The 16,562-nt window shown below is 69.5% G+C and carries 19 protein-coding genes; 12 read left to right on the top strand and 7 right to left on the bottom strand.

Going from position 1 to position 16,562, the window contains the following annotated elements:
• Positions 1-76: 76 nt before the first annotated feature.
• Positions 77-253, top strand: coding sequence for a nucleotidyltransferase domain-containing protein (locus GXW79_RS21845; protein WP_211876064.1), 177 nt, complete (start codon positions 77-79; stop codon positions 251-253).
• 222 nt (positions 254-475) lie between these two features.
• Here the strand turns inward: GXW79_RS21845 and GXW79_RS19015 are convergent, their stop codons facing one another.
• Positions 476-769 (bottom strand): hypothetical protein, encoded by a 294-nt coding sequence (locus GXW79_RS19015; protein WP_211876025.1) that lies wholly within the window; start codon positions 767-769, stop codon positions 476-478.
• 114 nt (positions 770-883) lie between these two features.
• Between GXW79_RS19015 and GXW79_RS19010 the strand changes: the two genes are divergently transcribed.
• The 5 genes from GXW79_RS19010 to GXW79_RS18990 all read left to right on the top strand — a co-directional run bounded on the left by GXW79_RS19010 (position 884) and on the right by GXW79_RS18990 (position 5,425).
• Positions 884-2,041 carry a Re/Si-specific NAD(P)(+) transhydrogenase subunit alpha gene (locus GXW79_RS19010; RefSeq protein WP_211876024.1) on the top strand — a complete coding sequence of 386 codons (1,158 nt, stop codon included), beginning with the start codon at positions 884-886 and terminating at the stop codon, positions 2,039-2,041.
• Positions 2,042-2,053: 12 nt separating this feature from the next.
• A complete protein-coding gene (locus GXW79_RS19005) occupies positions 2,054-2,446 on the top strand; it encodes an NAD(P) transhydrogenase subunit alpha (protein WP_211876023.1) in 393 nt (130 codons plus the stop codon).
• Positions 2,447-2,450: 4 nt separating this feature from the next.
• The gene (locus tag GXW79_RS19000; RefSeq protein WP_211876022.1) at positions 2,451-3,860 is read left to right on the top strand and encodes an NAD(P)(+) transhydrogenase (Re/Si-specific) subunit beta; all 1,410 of its coding nucleotides are present in this window, start codon (positions 2,451-2,453) and stop codon (positions 3,858-3,860) included.
• Between the two features lie 231 nt (positions 3,861-4,091).
• The gene (locus GXW79_RS18995) at positions 4,092-4,703 is read left to right on the top strand and encodes a DUF4412 domain-containing protein (RefSeq protein WP_211876021.1); all 612 of its coding nucleotides are present in this window, start codon (positions 4,092-4,094) and stop codon (positions 4,701-4,703) included.
• A gap of 23 nt (positions 4,704-4,726) precedes the next feature.
• Positions 4,727-5,425, top strand: coding sequence for a LolA family protein (locus GXW79_RS18990; RefSeq protein ID WP_246504133.1), 699 nt, complete (start codon positions 4,727-4,729; stop codon positions 5,423-5,425).
• A gap of 3 nt (positions 5,426-5,428) precedes the next feature.
• On the opposite strand, the gene dapB is transcribed toward GXW79_RS18990, so the two are convergent.
• From dapB to GXW79_RS18965, 5 genes are all read right to left on the bottom strand, one after another.
• Positions 5,429-6,154: a 4-hydroxy-tetrahydrodipicolinate reductase gene (gene dapB, locus GXW79_RS18985; RefSeq protein WP_211876020.1), complete on the bottom strand. Its 726-nt coding sequence runs from the start codon at positions 6,152-6,154 to the stop codon at positions 5,429-5,431.
• Entirely contained in the window at positions 6,154-6,855 is a 702-nt protein-coding gene (locus GXW79_RS18980; RefSeq protein ID WP_211876019.1) for a ribonuclease activity regulator RraA, read from the bottom strand. The genes dapB and GXW79_RS18980 overlap by 1 nt, the downstream gene beginning before the upstream one ends.
• A 64-nt stretch (positions 6,856-6,919) precedes the next feature.
• Positions 6,920-7,348 (bottom strand): hypothetical protein, encoded by a 429-nt coding sequence (locus tag GXW79_RS18975; protein WP_211876018.1) that lies wholly within the window; start codon positions 7,346-7,348, stop codon positions 6,920-6,922.
• Positions 7,349-7,436: 88 nt separating this feature from the next.
• Complete coding sequence (locus GXW79_RS18970; RefSeq protein WP_211876017.1) at positions 7,437-7,727, bottom strand: hypothetical protein; 291 nt, start codon at positions 7,725-7,727, stop codon at positions 7,437-7,439.
• Positions 7,728-7,744: 17 nt separating this feature from the next.
• Positions 7,745-9,016: a sulfite oxidase gene (locus tag GXW79_RS18965; RefSeq protein ID WP_211876016.1), complete on the bottom strand. Its 1,272-nt coding sequence runs from the start codon at positions 9,014-9,016 to the stop codon at positions 7,745-7,747.
• A 117-nt stretch (positions 9,017-9,133) separates the two neighbouring features.
• On the opposite strand from GXW79_RS18965, the gene GXW79_RS18960 reads away from it, so the two are divergent.
• The 6 genes from GXW79_RS18960 (at position 9,134) to GXW79_RS18935 (ending at position 15,587) form a co-directional block, all read left to right on the top strand.
• Entirely contained in the window at positions 9,134-11,356 is a 2,223-nt protein-coding gene (locus GXW79_RS18960) for an ATP-dependent helicase (protein ID WP_211876062.1), read from the top strand.
• Complete coding sequence (locus GXW79_RS18955; RefSeq protein ID WP_211876015.1) at positions 11,356-12,252, top strand: 50S ribosomal protein L11 methyltransferase; 897 nt, start codon at positions 11,356-11,358, stop codon at positions 12,250-12,252. Before GXW79_RS18960 ends, GXW79_RS18955 begins: the two co-directional genes overlap by 1 nt.
• 58 nt (positions 12,253-12,310) lie before the next feature.
• Positions 12,311-12,964, top strand: a complete 654-nt coding sequence (locus tag GXW79_RS18950) for a hypothetical protein (RefSeq protein ID WP_211876014.1) — start codon at positions 12,311-12,313, stop codon at positions 12,962-12,964.
• A gap of 50 nt (positions 12,965-13,014) precedes the next feature.
• Positions 13,015-13,752 carry a DUF2272 domain-containing protein gene (locus tag GXW79_RS18945; protein ID WP_367614966.1) on the top strand — a complete coding sequence of 246 codons (738 nt, stop codon included), beginning with the start codon at positions 13,015-13,017 and terminating at the stop codon, positions 13,750-13,752.
• Positions 13,749-14,861, top strand: coding sequence for an NADH:flavin oxidoreductase/NADH oxidase (locus GXW79_RS18940; protein WP_211876013.1), 1,113 nt, complete (start codon positions 13,749-13,751; stop codon positions 14,859-14,861). Before GXW79_RS18945 ends, GXW79_RS18940 begins: the two co-directional genes overlap by 4 nt.
• A gap of 174 nt (positions 14,862-15,035) precedes the next feature.
• Positions 15,036-15,587, top strand: a complete 552-nt coding sequence (locus GXW79_RS18935) for a hypothetical protein (protein WP_211876012.1) — start codon at positions 15,036-15,038, stop codon at positions 15,585-15,587.
• Positions 15,588-15,596: 9 nt separating this feature from the next.
• Here the strand turns inward: GXW79_RS18935 and GXW79_RS18930 are convergent, their stop codons facing one another.
• Entirely contained in the window at positions 15,597-16,559 is a 963-nt protein-coding gene (locus GXW79_RS18930) for an isocitrate lyase/PEP mutase family protein (RefSeq protein WP_211876011.1), read from the bottom strand.
• Positions 16,560-16,562: the final 3 nt, after the last annotated feature.

Genomic DNA, 16,562 nt, shown 5'->3' with positions numbered 1-16,562 from the left:
CCCAACCCCATGCTGGCATGATGCCAAGACGCGTGGCGTCCTCAGCCCTTCGTAACACCGGCTCCTCGCCCGCTTCATCGACCGGCTTCTCGCCGAGGCGCCGGCCGGCGCGGCCGCGCGCGTGGCGGTGTTGGGCAGCCGGGCGCGCGGCGACAGCGGCCCGGGCTCGGACCTCGATGTCGCGATCATGCCCGGTTCGGACACCGACCGGCGCTCCTGGGTCGCCTCGCGACGGGCCTCGCTTTCGACCTGATGCCGGAGATGGACCGGCACGAACTCGGCCTCGCGCCCCTCGTGGTGCCGGATCCGTCGACCGGGCTCGCGGCGACCATTGCCGCCGAAGGGGTTCCGCGTTGGGCCGCGCCGTGACCCCACGCCTGCCGGCGGACCACATCGGCCGCGTGCCCAGCTATCCGCGCGCGGGGGGTGCGATGATGGCGATGGGCCTGCATGAGCAAGCGACCTCGAACGCCTGCTACGCCGCCTTCGGCGCCGCGCACGCGCTTCTCGCCACCGCTGGCGTCGCGGTCATGCCGGCCTTCGGCAGGCGCTGTCGCTGCACTTCGTCCGCGACGGACCGTTGCCCGCGTCCCTGGGCCGCGCCTTCGGGCACCTGATGACCGATCGCCGCCTTGCCGATTACGGCCTGGCACGCGAGATCGATGCCGTCGCCGCCCGGCAGGCGCTGGACAATGCTGACGCGATCCTCGGCGCCATCCTGCCGCTTGGCGGCCAAGCGTTCGCCCGAGGCGGCAAGTGCCGTCGCCACTGCACTCGAAGACCTGAAGGCGCTCGCCGCTCCCTGATTCCGGCACCCCGGCTTGCCGTTCCCCTGGCCTTATGCTCATTGCAACACAGTATTGCTTGGCGAGGGGTCCATCATATGCGGGTTGCGATTCTGAAGGAGCGCCGTGCTTGCGAAGCCCGCGTGGCGGCGACACCGGAGACGGCCAAGAAGCTCATCGCACTCGGCTGCACGGTGGCGGTCGAGGCCGGCGCCGGACTCGCCTCCGGCTTCACCGACGCGGCCTATGCCGAAGCCGGCGCCGAGGTCGCCCCCGATGCCGCCGCGGCGCTGGCCGATGCCGCCATCATCTTCAAGGTCCGCGCCCCGCTCGGCACCGGAGAGGGCGAGGTCGACGAGCTCGCGCTCATCCCGCGTGGGGCCATCCTCATCGGCACCCTTGGCGCGGACGCCGCCGCCGCCGGGACCTATGCCAGCCTCGGCATCGACGCCTATGCGATGGAACTGCTCCCCCGCATCACCCGCGCCCAGTCGATGGACATTCTGTCCAGCCAGGCGAACCTCGCCGGCTATCGCGCCGTGGTGGAAGGGGCCGCCGCCTTCGACCGCGGCTTCCCCATGCTGATGACCGCCGCCGGCACCATCCCCGCCGCCAACGTCTTCATCATGGGGGCGGGTGTGGCCGGCCTGCAGGCCATCGCCACCGCCCGCCGCCTCGGCGGCCGCGTCTCGGCCACCGACGTCCGCCCCGCCGCCAAGGAGGAGATCAAATCCCTCGGCGCCAGCTTCGTCGGCTATGAGGATGAGGAGAGCAAATCCGCCCAGACCGCCGGCGGCTACGCCAAGCAACTCTCCGCCGATTTCTACGCCAAGCAGGCCGAGGTGGTCGCCGCGCACATCGCCAAGCAGGATGTCGTCGTCACCACCGCCCTGGTCCAGGGCCGCAAGGCCCCCATCCTGGTCACCGCCGCGATGGTCGAGAGCATGAAGCCCGGCTCCATCATCGTGGACATTGCCTCGGACGCCGGCGGCAACTGCGCGCTCACCACCCCCGGCGAGCGCACCACCACGGACAATGGCGTGACCATCCTCGGCTACACCAACTGGCCCGGCCGCATCCCCGCCGCCGCCTCGGCGCTCTATGCGCGCAACCTGCTCACCTTCCTCACCACCTTCTGGGACAAGGAGGCCAAGGCGCCGAAACTGTCGCCCGAGGATGACATCGTGAAGGGCACCGCGCTCACCCGCGCCGGTGCCGTCGTGCACCCCTCCCTCGCCCCCGCCGCCGCGGCCTGAAGGAACTCGCCGATGAACCCCACCGAACTCGCCAACCAGGCGACGCTCGCGGCCAACCGCGCGCTCGAACTCGCCGAGGCCGCGCGCCAGGCCGCGCTCTACGTGGCCCCCGTCGCCGAAGCCGCCGAGCCCTTCCTGTACCTGCTCACCATTTTCCTGATGGCCTGCTTCGTGGGCTACTACGTGGTGTGGAACGTGACCCCGGCGTTGCATTCGCCGCTGATGGGTGTGACCAACGCCATCTCCTCGGTCATCGTCGTGGGCGCCATCCTCGCTACCGGCTTGTCGGATTCCATCGCGGCCAAGATCTTCGGCTTCATCGCCGTGACGCTCGCCTCGGTGAACATCTTCGGCGGCTTCATGGTGACGCGCCGCATGCTCGCCATGTTCAAGAAGAAGGGCTGAGCCGATGGGCGCGACCGTCTCGACACTCGCCTATCTCGTCTCCTCCGTCCTGTTCATCCTCGCGCTGCGCGGGCTGAGCCATCCCGAGACGTCCCGCCAGGGCAACTTGTTCGGCATGGTGGGGATGGGCATCGCGATCCTCGCGACGCTGCTGCGGCCTGGCATGGGCGGGGGTGGGATCGCCATCGTGCTCGCGGGCCTGGCCATCGGCGGCACCATCGGCACCGTGGTCGCTGGGCGCATCCAGATGACGGCCTTGCCGCAGCTGGTCGCGGCCTTCCACTCGCTGGTCGGCATGGCGGCGGTCTTCGTCGCCGCGGCCGCCTTCTATGCGCCGGCGAGTTTCGGGATCGGCACGCCCGGCCATATCCATGCGGGGTCGCTGGTCGAGATGTCACTCGGCCTCGCTATCGGCGCGGTGACCTTCTCCGGCTCGGTAATCGCGTTTGCCAAACTCGATGGCCGGATGTCCGGCGCGCCCATCCTGTTCCCCAACCAACACAAGCTGAACCTGGCGCTCGGCATCCTGATGCTGGTGCTGATCATCGCCTTCGTGGCGACAGGGAACAGCCTGCTGTTCTGGCTGATCGCGCTGCTCGCCTTCGTGCTGGGCTTCCTGCTGATCATCCCGATCGGCGGCGCGGACATGCCGGTCGTCGTCTCGATGCTGAACAGCTATTCCGGCTGGGCGGCGGCGGGCATCGGCTTCACGGTGGGCAATATCCTGCTGGTCGTCACCGGCGCGCTGGTCGGCGCCTCGGGCGCGATCCTGTCCTACATCATGTGCAAGGGCATGAACCGGTCCATCATCAACGTGCTGCTGGGCGGCTTCGGCACCACAGGCGGAGGCGAGGCTGGCCCTGGTGCAGGGAACGGCGACCGCGCGCCGGTCAAGGCCGGCAGCCCGGAAGACGCTGCCTACATCATGAAGAACAGCCAGAAGATCATCATCGTTCCCGGCTACGGCATGGCGGTGGCCCAGGCCCAGCAGGTTCTGCGCGAGATGGGCGACCTGCTGAAGAAGGAGGGCGTCGAGGTCTCCTACGCCATCCACCCCGTGGCGGGTCGCATGCCGGGCCACATGAACGTGCTGCTCGCCGAGGCCAACGTCCCCTATGACGAGGTCAAGGAGCTCGAGGAGATCAACCCCGAATTCGCCGAGGCCGACGTGGCCTTCGTGATCGGCGCCAACGACGTGACCAACCCTGCGGCGAAAACCGACAAGTCGTCGGCGATCTACGGCATGCCGATCCTGGATGTGGAGCGCGCGAAGACGGTGTTCTTCATCAAGCGCGGCATGGCCTCCGGCTATGCCGGCGTGGACAACGAGCTGTTCTTCCGCCCCAACACCATGATGCTGTTCGGCGACGCGAAGAAGGTGACGCAGGAGATCGTGCAGGCGTTGCAGCGCTGATCGCCCGCTTGATCGCCAGCGATGAACTATTCTCCCAGCAGGCGGGGCGATCAAGCGCCGTGCTCCAAGACCGTTTGCGAAAACGAGGCGGCCTTGTTTTCAGGAAAAAGGCCAAAGCTTCATAAAGGGTTAGGTCGACGCCGCCGGTAGGGTGGCCTTACTTTCGGTGACTTGACCCCTCGCCCCGCGGCACGGGATACAGGCGAGACCAGAGCATCCGGGACATCCTCCATGCGTCTTCTCGCCACTGCCATCCTCGCGACCTTGCCCTTCGCCGCGCACGCTCAACAACCCACGATCTTCCCGACCCGCGACGTCGCCATCACCTACCGCGCCACCGGCCCGCAGGGGCCGATGAACATCACCATGGCCTTCTCCACCGCCAGCGGCCTGATGCGCATCGATGTCCCCGGCGGCGGCCCGATGGGCGGCGGCTGGATGCTGTTCGACCACCGCGCCGGCAGCGCGCGCATGGTGATGGACCAGCAGCGCATGGTGATGACCATGGATGGCACCATGGTGCCAGGCGGCGGCGGCTTCCGCCCCTCGCCCGATGCGCGCTTCACCCGCGAGGGCGCCGATCGCGTTGCCGGCCTTGCCTGCACGAATTGGCGGATCGAGGATCGCGGCAACCGCGCGCGCGCCTGCCTCACCGATGATGGCGTGATGCTGCGCGCCCAGCCCGAGACCCAGGGCGCGGGCACGCTCGAGGCGACCGAGATCAGCTACGGCCCGCAGGACCCGGCCCGCTTCACGGTGCCGACCGGCTACCAGACCATGGACATGCAGCAGATGATGCAGGGTCTGCAGCAGCGCCAGGGCCAGCGCCCGCCGCCGCGCTAGCGCCCGCGCGCGGGGCGCGCCATATGCAGGCCATGCATCGACGCGCCCTCATCGCCTTCACCCTCGCCCCGGCCCTGGCCCTGGCGCAGACCCAGCCGCGCCGGGCCGCGCCGCCGCCGGCACCGCCACCGGCGCAGCGCGGCTCCACCGTGCTCGCCGGTGCCGAGCGCGCGGCGGTGCTGGGTCGGGTCGAGGCCTATCTGGGCGGCATCCGCACCCTCAAGGCGCGCTTCCTCCAGCTCGCGCAGAACGGCGCCACCGCCGAGGGCACCGCCTGGATCCAGCGACCGGGGCGCATGCGCTTCGACTACGACCCGCCGACGCCGATGCTGCTCGTCGCGTCCTTCGGCCAGTTCCTGTTCTATGACCGCGAGCTGCGCAGCCCCTCGGTGGTGCCGACCTCCGCCACGCCGCTGGGCATCCTGCTGCAGGAGAATCTGCGCCTCTCGGGTGCGGTCACCATCGAGGAGGTGGCGCGCGAAGGCGGTTTCCTTGCAGTCACCCTGTTCCGCACCGACAGCCCCGGCGATGGCCGCCTCACCCTGATCATGGATGAGACGCCGATGCAGCTGCGCCAGTGGGTCGTGCTCGACACCCAGAACCGGACGACGCGGGTGACGCTGTCGCGCATCGAGACCGGGCTCACCTTCGACACCGCGATCTTCGCTTTCAACGATCCGCGCTTCTTCGAGCCGGGCGGCCTGGGCGCGCCACAGCGGTAGGGATCACATCCCCAGCACGTCCTTCATGCCGTACAGCCCCGGCGGCTTGCCCACCACCCAAAGCGCCGCCCGCACCGCGCCTGTCGCATAGACCCTTCGGTCGAAGCTGCGATGGGTGAGCGCGATGTGCTCGGACCCGGCGGCGAACAGCAGCGTGTGCTCGCCCACCACCTGGCCGCCGCGCAGTGCGGCGAAGCCCACCGTGCCGGTCTGCCGCGGCCCGGTATGGCCGTCGCGCCCGGATTCCATGCGCAGCGCCTCGCCCCGCCCTGCAGCCACCGCGCGGCCGAGTGCGACGGCCGTGCCGGACGGTGCATCGACCTTCTGGCGGTGGTGCATCTCGACGATCTCGGCATCGTAATCCGCCCCCGGAAGGCTCGCCGCCATTCGCTCCGCGATCGCGAGCATCAGGTTCACGCCGGGCGAAAAATTCGCCGCATAGACGATGGCGACATGCGACGCGGCATCGCGCACCGCCGCCTCCTCGGCATCCGACAGGCCCGAAGAGCCCAGCACCAGCGGCGTCCCCGCCGCGACCGCGGCCGCGGCATGCACGGGTGCCGCATGCGCATGGGTGAAGTCGATCACCACGTCGCTCGCCGCGAACAGCACCGCCGGGTCATCGCCGCGGGCGGTGCCGCCGGCGAGCGCGGCCCCCGCCGCCGCGATCTCCTCGGCGAGAAGCTTGCCCATGCGGCCACCGATGCCGGCAATGCCGATGCGCGCCATCAGCCGCGCTCGGCCTCGTACCGCGCCTTGGTCTCGGCATTGGCGGGGTACAGGCCGGGCAGAGCCACGCCCTTCTCGACCTCGCGCATGATCCACGCCTCCAGCCGTTCCTGCTCGACCGCGGCCTCGGTCACGGCGTCAAGCAGCGCGATCGGGATCACCACCGCGCCGTCATCATCGGCCACGATGATGTCGCCAGGCACCACCGTCGTGCCACCGCAGCCGATCGTCTCCTCCCAGCCCACGAAATTCAGCGCGGCGACCGAGGCCGGGGCCACGCAGCCCTGCGCGAAGACGGGCAGGCCCGTGCCCAGCACGCCGGCGCCGTCGCGGACCATGCCGTCCGTCACCAGGCCGGCGACACCGCGCTTGCTCATGCGCGCGCACAGAATGTCGCCGAAGATGCCCGCCGCCTGGCTGCCCATGGCATCCGCCACCGCCACGCACCCCTCCGGCATCGCCTCGATCGCGGCGCGCGTGGAACGCGGGGAAGACCAGCTGTCCACGGTCGCGAGATCCTCGCGCGTGGGAGTGAAGCGCAAGGTGAAGGCGGGACCGGCGATGCGGCGATTCCTGCCCGGAACCAAGGGACGGCTGCCGGCGATGTAGCAGAAACGCACGCCCTTCTTGAGAAGCACCGTGGTGAGGGTTGCGGTGGTGACGCCGATCAGGGCGTCGCGGATGGCGGGGGTGAAGGGCATGGGCGAAACTCCAAGCGTCAAGAATTCGAGGACGGCGAAAGCCTAGCTGATTTCGCTCGGTCAGCTACTCTTGTCTCGGCGGTGACGCGTCCTGCAGTAGCGCGGCGCGTGCGGCTTGATAGGCGTCGCGGCGACTCAGCATGAGCGCGGTGAAGGATGCGACCGTCAGCGGCAGTTTGGCCGTCTGCGGAGCAGGCGACGGAGGGCGCTCGCCGCCTGACAGGCGCCGGGCCAAACCGGCCAGGCCGTGCCATAGGGCCACGAGAAGGCCGGCGCCCACGGGCTCATAGGATCCGAAATACGTCGCGAAGGGAAAATCGTCGAAAGCGTCGGGCGTCAATCCCAGCCGCCGGCCTGTTTCGAGGACCAACTCCGCCGCCTCTTCGTCATGAATGCCTCGAACCCCGTTGATCACCGTGTCCGGAGAGAATTTCAGGCCATGGTCAAGAAACGTTCGGCGCAGCAGCGCGGCGATCTCTGCGTCCGCCTCCATCACCACGCTCGTCTGGGACAGAACGGCGTCACTGCTTCGCACACCATCCTCGACACGCCAGCTGGGGTGGACTGCGCAGCCACCGCCATCACAGGAAGGGATTGCGCGCGCGAGGGGGTGTGGCAGCAGGGCCGAAATGGCGCGCCAGGTAGTCCACGATCGTGGAGCGCAGATCGGCGTCCAGCGGGTTCATCCCGTGCTTCTCCACCATCCAATCCATCAGCCCATCCCACTGCGCCCGCGGCAGGCGCGTGCGCCGGATGATCGCGCTGTTGTGGCACGCCGTGCACAGCGCGAAGGTCTCGTCCCGGCCCTCGCCCTCGGGCAGGATCGAGGAATCCTCATCCTGCGCGAAAGCCGGTGCGGCCAGCAGCAGCATGGCAAAAGCAAAGCCCCTCATCCGACCAGCACAGCCACGCGGCTGATCGCATTCGCACCATAGCCCTGCGGATTCCAGTTCGCCGCGGCGTGCGGCTGCATGCGGCCCTTGTCGTCCGTCGCGCGATACCAGATTTCGAAATACCCATCGGAGGCGAAGCGCGCCTTGCCCGTCCAGCGCTGCCAGGCATGGCGGTTCGCCGGTGCGGCGACCTGCATCGCCTGCCAGCTCGCCCCATAATCCACCGAGACATGCAGCGCCGATACCGTGTCATCCCCCGCCCAGGCCGCACCGCGCAGATCGATCTCGCGCATCCCCGCCGGCAGGCGCGTACCATGCGCCACATTGGTGAGGATCGACCGCACCGGCATGGACGTCATGTCCGCGAAATCGCGGCCGTTGTTCTCGCTGCCCGGCACGATCGGGCGCACCGGCACGCGATACGACGTCCCGCCCATCCCCGCGCCATCATGCGGCGTCGCACGCACCAGGATCTTCGTCAGCCACTTCTGGCTGAGGCTGCCCGGCCATCCCGGTACGATCAACCGCAGCGGCGCCCCATGCACGTTGGGGATCGCTGCGCCGTTCATGCGGAAGGCGAGCAGCGTGGTCTCGTCCATCGCCTTCGCGATCGGCATGCCGCGGCTGATCGACAGCCGCCCCGCCTCGCCCGACAGATGCGGGTCCGCGCCGACATGGCCGGTGAACGCCGCGCCTGGCTTCAACCCGGCGGCGTTCAGGACATCGCGGAGCCGGACACCGGTCCATTCGGCGTTGGAGATCGCGCCACTGGTCCACTGGTTGCCGCGGGTCTGCGGCTGGAACTGCGCCCGGCCATTGCCCCCGCACTCCATCTGCAGCTGCAGCGTGACGACCTCGAAGCGCGCCTGAAGCTCCGCGACGCTGAGTTCCAGCGGCGCATTCAGTTCGCCCTCGACGCGGAAGCGCCAGGCGCCAGGGTCCGCGACCGGTTCGGGTATGCGGCCATTCATGCGGATGAACATCTTCTCGGCCGGCGTCACGGCATCGTCGAGCAGCGTCTCCGGCGTCTCCGCCACCAACGGTCGGTCGCCGAGCACCACGAGCGGCGCCTTGCCCTGCATGCGCAACGTCTCCGGTGCCGCGGCTTGCGCGGCGGCGGGGGTGATGGACTCACCGACCAGCTTCGCGACCAGCGGTGCGGCGACCATCGTCGCGCCCAGGGTCATCAAGGACGTGCCGGTCATGGCACCCCGCCGTCCGGTCACCACGGCGTGTGCGTCCGGCATGCGGTGCTGGTCCTGCGTCATGGTCGCTTCCTCTCTTGTTGCCTGACCTTAGAGCAGATCCCACCATGATTGAATGGAGGCGTCGAAAACCCTGCTCCGGGGGATGTGGCACCGCCACCCCTCGAACCGAGGCGGCGCATCGCCTATACCGGGCCGGTGCAGAGCCCCTCCCCGCCCGATTACATCGCCCGCCTGAACCCGGAACAGCGCGCCGCCGTGGAGGCGCTCGATGGCCCGCTGCTGGTGTTGGCCGGTGCCGGCACCGGCAAGACCCGCGTGCTGACCACGCGCTTCGCGCACCTGCTGATGACCGGCCGCGCCAAGCCGTGGGAGGTGCTCTCCGTCACCTTCACCAACAAGGCCTCGCGCGAGATGCGCGAGCGCGTCAGCGCCATCCTCGGCCGCCCGGTGGAGGGGCTGTGGCTCGGCACCTTCCACGCGCTGTGTGCGCGCATGCTGCGGCGTCACGCCGCGCTGGTTGGCTTGCAGACCAACTTCACCATCCTCGATGCCGACGACCAGCTGCGCTTGCTCAAGCAGGTGATGGAGGCCGCCCGCATCGACGCGAAGCGCTGGCCGCCGCAGGGCACCATGGGCGTCATCCAGCGCTGGAAGGATCGCGGGCTCACGCCCGAACGGGTGACCGCCGCCGAGGACACGGATTGGGCGGGCGGTGCAGCGCGCGGCCTGTACCGCGACTACCAGCGCCGCCTGGTCGAGCTGAACGCCGCCGATTTCGGCGACCTGCTGCTGCACGTCACCGAGATCCTGCGCACCCATCCGGACGTGCTCGCCGAATACCATCGTGGCTTTCGCTACATCCTGGTCGACGAGTATCAGGACACCAACCTGGTGCAGTACCTCTGGCTGCGGCTATTGGCTCAATCGCACAAGAACATCTGCTGCGTCGGCGATGACGACCAGTCCATCTATTCGTGGCGTGGCGCCGAGATCGAGAACATCCTCCGCTTCGAGAAGGATTTTGCCGGCGCGAAGATCGTGCGGCTGGAGAGCAACTACCGCTCGACCGCGCCCATTCTCGCGGCCGCCTCAGGCCTCATCGCGCACAACACCGGACGCCTGGGCAAGACGCTGCGCTCCGGCCTCGCCAATGCCGAGGGCGAGCGCGTGCACGTCGTCTCGCTCTGGGACAGCGAGGAGGAGGCGCGGATGGTCGGCAGCCGCATCGAGGAAGCGCGCCGCAACGGCACCTCGCTCGCCGAGATCGCCGTGCTCGTCCGCGCCGGCTTCCAGACCCGGGCCTTCGAGGAGCGGATGATCGCGCTCGGCATTCCCTACCGCGTGGTGGGCGGTGCGAAATTCTACGAGCGTGCCGAGATCCGCGACGCCATGGCCTATCTGCGCGTGCTGAACCAGCCGGCCGACGATTTGGCATTCGAGCGCATCGTCAACACGCCCAAGCGCGGCCTGGGCGACACCGCCATGCGCGCCATGCAGGCCATCGCGCGCGAGCAGCGCCTGCCGCTCAGCAGCGCCGCGCAGATCATGGTGGAGGGCAGCGACACGCTGCGCGGCAAGGCGCGCAGCGCGCTGACCGAACTGATGCATGGCTTTGCACGCTGGCGCGCGGCGCTCGACAGCGAAGGCCATGTCGTCGTCGCGGCGACGCTGCTGGACGAAAGCGGCTACACCGACATGTGGAAGCAGGACCGCTCCCCCGAAGCGCCGGGGCGTTTGGAAAACCTCAAGGAATTGCTGCGCGCGATGGCGGAGTTCCAGACGCTTGCAGGCTTCCTCGACCATGTCGCGCTGGTGATGGACAACGACGCCGACCCCGACGCCGCGCGCGTCAGCCTGATGACCCTGCACGCAGCGAAGGGCCTGGAATTCGATATGGTGTTCCTGCCGGGCTGGGAGGAAGGGCTTTTCCCCTCGCAGCGCAGCCTCGACGAGGGCGGGGAGAAGGCGCTGGAGGAAGAACGTCGTCTCGCCTATGTCGGCATCACGCGCGCGCGTCGCGTGGCGGTGATCAGCCACGCCGCCAATCGCCGCATCTACGCGAACTGGACCAACTCCATCCCCTCCCGCTTCATCGACGAGCTGCCCGAGGATCACATCCAGCGCGCGGGTGCCGCGGCGCAGGAGCGCGCGCGCATGATCAACGCACCCTCCGTCTTCGCCGGTGGCGGGCTGATGGCACGGCGCCCGCGCGTGATCGAACCCGGGGCTTGGGAGGTGAAGGAGCGTCCCTCCGCCGGCGGCTTCACCGCCGGGGAGCGCGTCTTCCACCAGAAATTCGGCTATGGCCGGATCCTGCGCGTCGACGACGACAAGCTCGACATCGCCTTCGAGAAATCCGGCGAAAAGCGCCTGCTTGATCGCTTCGTGGAGAAGGCGTGATGGCGCTGTCGCACCGCTTCGCGCGGCCGCTGGAAACCATCGCGCTCGAAGGCGTGCCGGAGCACGCGGTCCCTGCCTTCGAGGCCGCCTTCCAGACCATCTGCGCCACCGTGGGCTATTTTCGGGAAGAACCCGCCGAGACCTGGCGCATCGAGGGCGTGCGTGAACAGGGTGCGGACGATACCGAACTCGCCGGGGCGCTGGCGCTCGCGGCGCTTATGACCGGCTTCGAAACGCCGGAACTGTTGCGCGCCGAGACCGAGGCCGATGGCTGGCTTGCGCGCACCATCACCGCCTTCCCCGAGCAGCCCGTGGGCCGCCGCTTCCTCATACGCCCCACCCACGTTCCCAATCCTGTCACCTACGGCCGCGTGGTGCTGCGCCTGGATGCCGGCCTCGCCTTCGGCAGCGGCGAGCATGCCTCGACCCAGGGCTGCCTGCTGGCCTTTGAGCGGGTGGCGCTGCGCCGGCCGCGGCGCATCCTGGATCTCGGCAGCGGATCCGGCATTCTCGCGCTGGCCGCGGCAAAGCTGCTGCACCGTCACGTACTGGCGACCGACATCGAACCCTGGAGCGTGCGCGTCTGCGCCGAGAATGCGCGCATGAACGGCCAAGCGCAGCGCATGCGCGCATCCCTCGCCGACGGCTGGCGCAGCCCGCGGGTGCGCGGCCCCTATGACCTGGTGTTCGCGAATATCCTGGCGCGCCCGCTCTGCGCGATGGCGAAGCACCTGGCGGCGAACCTGGCGCCGGGCGGCACCGCGATCCTCGCGGGGCTGCTGGGGACGCAGGCGCGGATGGTGCTGGCGGCGCATCGGCGCTGCGGGCTGCGGCTGGAGCGGCGCCTCGATGTCGGCCCCTGGACCACGCTGGTGCTGCGCCGCGATTCCCGTTGACCCGGGACCGGGGCGCCGGTCTAGGATGATCGTTGCGATCTCAGACAGGAATGAAGCCGTGATCCCGCCCGCCCGCAGCTTCGTCTTCCTGCCGGCGCATGACCAGGCGCCGGACCCGCTCAATCCGCGCGGCGGCGACGCCCATGGGGCCTTCAGCCTCGGCGAGAGCAAGTATCGCGATCTCTACGGGCCGCCGGGCGGCTCGGTCACCACCTTCCGCTTCGACAATCTCGGCGTGCTTCACCACCAATCCCGGCGCCGGACCATCTTCGACGCGATGGAGCGCGGCGGCGGCAATTACGACGCGCTGGTCTATTTCGGGCATGGCTTTCCCGGCGGCCTCGCCCATACCGGCATCGACAATGACTGCGTCGCGCAATTCGCGGCACAGGTGCGGCGGCACTGCACGCCCTCGGTCAAGATCATCCTCTATGCCTGCTGGGCCGGCGAGCCCGGGCAATTTGCCTACCGCGTCGGCCAGGCCTTGGCGGGATGGGCACAATCGGGCATGGCAGTCTTCGCGCATCGCCAGGCGCGGCACAGCTACCGCAACCCGCTCGTCTACCGCTTCCCGAGCCATCACGGCGCGGGCGGCGAACCGGTGCACCCGATCGACGACGCCTGGCGCCACGCCATGGCCCATGAGAGGAACCTGATTTGGGCCAAGTTCCCCTTCATGACGCCCGAGGAGATCAAGCAGGCCATCGTCTGAATCCCCGCGGCGGGCTTCTGGCGCTGCTGCTGCTGCTGGCGGGCTGCGTCGTGCCCGCGCCGCCCCCGCGCGAGCCGCCGCTGCTCTACCCGGCCTCCGCCCGCGAACGGATCATCCGCATCGCCATCGCCGAATGGGAGGATTGGGGCCGCCTGACGCCCGAGACGGTGCCGACCTCGGCCGAAGGGGCGCGGGAGAATTTCCCGCGCGTGCTCGCCTATTGGCGTGCGCTGGATCCCGGCGGCGATGGCGGCGCCATCATGCGCAACCGCCACCGCTTCAACACCGGGGCAGGCGGCGTGTGGGACGAGCCGGCCTGGTCCGCCGCCTTCATCAGCTTCGTCCTGCGCTCGGCTGGCATCGATGGCCGCGAATTCCCCCCCGCGCCCGCGCACGCCACCTATGTCGATGCTCTCATCTCCGATGCGACGGAATTCCCCGACCGCGCGCCCTTCATCCCGCACAGCCCGGACAGCTACGGCCCGGCGCTGGGCGACATGGTCTGCGCCGATCGTTCACGCGCTCCGATCACGGATTGGGCGGAGCGTGCGGCGGATGGCGGCCGCTTCCGCCCCATGCATTGCGACATCGTCGTCGCCAATGTCGCGGGCGGCGTCGAACTCGTCGGTGGCAATGTCCGCGACGCCGTCACGCGCACCCGCCTGGCCACGACGCCTGATGGCCGCCTGATCCTGGACCCTGGCGCGCGGCCGCGTATCTTCGCCATATTCGAGAACCGCCTGGGCCGCCTGCCGGCCCGCCCCCGACAGGAAGAGCCCGTCTCATGACCCATTTGTTCGATCCGCTGACGCTCCGCGGCGTGACCTTCAAGAACCGCATCGGCGTCGCACCCATGTGCCAGTACTCGGCCGCAACCGATGGCCGCCCGACCGAATGGCACCTGGCGCACCTGCTGCAGCGCGCGCTCGGCGGCGCCGCGCTGGTTTGCGTCGAGGCCTCGGGCGTGGTGCCGGAAGGCCGCATCACCCCCGCCTGCCTGGGCATCTGGGATGACGGACAGGAGGCCTCGCACACCCGCCTCGCCCACGCCATCGCCCGCGGCGGCGCGGTGCCGGGCATCCAGCTGGCCCATGCCGGGCGCAAGGCGAGCCGCAACGTCTCGTGGGAGCGCGGTCCGGCCGCGCCCGGCTGGGAGATCGTGGGCCCGAGTGCCGAGCCCTTCGGCGACTATGCGACGCCCAACGCGCTGTCGCCCGCCGAGATCGAGGCGCTGCCGGAGGCCTTCGCCACCGCCGCGCGCCGTGCCGTGCGCGCCGGCTACGGCTTCGTCGAAGTGCACGGCGCGCATGGCTACCTGATGCACCAGTTCCTCTCGCCGCTGTCCAACACCCGCAACGATGCCTGGGGCGGCGATTTCGCCGGGCGCACGCGCCTGCTGCTGGACACCTGCGCGGCGGTGCGCGCCGCCATCCCCGACACCATGCCGCTGTTCGTGCGCCTGTCGCACACGGACTGGGTGCCAGGCGGCTGGACCACGGAGGAGACTGTGCAGCTCTCGGCCCTGCTGAAGGGCCGCGGGGTGGACCTGATCAGCGTCTCCTCCGGCGGCAATGATCCGCGCCAGCAGATCGAACTCAAGCCGCTCTACCAGGTCCCCGGGGCGGAAGCGGTGCGCCATGGCGCCGGCATCGCGGTCGGCGTCGCCGGCCTGATCACGACGGCCGAGGAAGCGCAGGGCATCGTCGCCGATGGTCGCGCGGATATGGTGTTCCTTGCGAGGGTCGTGGTGCGCGAGCCCTATTGGGCGGCGCAGGCCGCCATCACGCTGGGCCGGCCCGAGGCGCTGCGCATCCCGCCCGAGTATCAGCGCGGCTGGGACGCCTGGGGCGCGCTGCCGACCGACAAGGGGATCGCGACGCCGATGCCGGCGCTCTGAACGCATCCGGACGACGGACCCTGCACGGCCGTGGCATCACCACGGCCGTATGCGTTCAGGCACTATCAGGTGTCCATGCCGTCGACGAATATTTGAGACGTGCGCAGAGCCACTTTACAATTTCGTAAGTCGAAACATATTTTATACATCACGATCTCCGACGGATTGTGCTGCATGGCGCGTTTTGCAAATTTCGACGAGGCCGTGGCCATCGTGCAGGAGAACGACCGCGTTTCGGCCGCCAGCCTCGCACGCGCGCTGGGCGCGACCTCCGCGGCCGCCGCCAGTTTGCTCGATCGGCTGCACGACGAGGGTCACATCGAAGGCGTCGGCGAGGATGGCTGGCATCGGGTGATCGGCACCCAGGCGCGCCGCCGCTGGGATCGCAATGGCAGCAGCGTCGGCACCCCGAGCGGCCGCATCGCCATGCTCGAAGCAGAAAATGCCGAGCTTCGCCACAAGCTGCGCGAGGTCGAGGACCGCCTCGCGCATCGCGGCTCGACGAACGCCACGGGGCAGCACGCGCCGTCTCAAGCCCCTGAGACCGAGGATGAGATGGCCCAGACGCGGCGGCGCCTGCGCCACCTGCTCGCCCGCGCCCTCCACCCCGACCGCGCCGAAGGCAACGTGCTCGAGCGCAATCTCCATACCGACCTGTTCAAGCGGCTCTGGCCGGAGATCGAGGCCGCGATCAGCGGCAAGCCCTCCCCCAGCGAGGAGGAGTAAGCGGGGCGGCTATTCCGCCGCCTTCGGCATGTGGCCCAGCGTGCCCTCGTACTTCTCCGCGCTGTCCGCCGGCAGCCATTCGGCTTCCATTTCGCGAATGCGGTCAAAGCCGGCGAACTGGTGCAGGTTGCCGACGGGATGCGCCTTGAAGCGCGCATCGTAGGCGGCCTCGGCCATCGGGCCATCGGCCTTCAGCGCGACGGCGAAATCATGCACGGCCATGAGCGTGGCGCGCATCGCCGCACCCGGCAGGATGGTCACCGCGATGCCGAGCTCGGCCATCCGCTCCGCACTCAGGCGCGGCGAGATGCCGGTCATGTTGTAAAAGACCGGTCCGCGCACGCCGGCGCAGATCTCGGCGACCTCCGCCTCGCTCGCCGGCCCCTCGACGAAGGCGAGGTCGGCGCCGGCCTCGAGGAAGGCATTGGCGCGCCACAGCGCCTCCGCCAGGGAGCCGCCATGGGCCCCGCGCGCATCGGTGCGCGCGACCAGGACGAAGCTCGGGTCGATCGCGTCGCGCACGGCAGCGGCCGCGCGGATCTTGCCAACCGCTTCGTCGCGGCCGATCACCTCGCGCCCGGCGACGTGGCCGCAGCGCTTGGGAGCGACCTGGTCTTCCATGTGCAGGCCGGCGACGCCGAAGCGGATGTATTCCTCGACCGTGCGCGCGACGTTGATGGCGTTGCCGAAGCCGGTGTCGGCATCGGCGATCAGCGGCACGCGCACCGCGGCCGCGATGTGCTTCGCGTTCAGCGCCATCTCGGTCTGGGTGACCAAGCCCGCATCGGGCAGGCCGAGCATCGAGAGCGAGGTGCCGTAGCCGGACATGTAAATGGCCGGGAAACCCACCTCCTCCAGGACGCGTGCCGACATGGCGTTGTAGCAGCCGGGGATGATGAGCGGCTTGGCCGCCGCCATGGCCGCGCGCAGCCGCGCGCCGGGTGTGGCCGTCTGTCCTTCGCCGAGACGCATGGG

Origin of the sequence: Plastoroseomonas arctica, assembly GCF_018128965.1 — a bacterium.
In the GTDB taxonomy this organism is placed as follows: domain Bacteria; phylum Pseudomonadota; class Alphaproteobacteria; order Acetobacterales; family Acetobacteraceae; genus Plastoroseomonas; species Plastoroseomonas arctica.
Note: the sequence above shows the minus strand (reverse complement) of the source record. Positions and strands in the feature narration are given on the sequence as shown.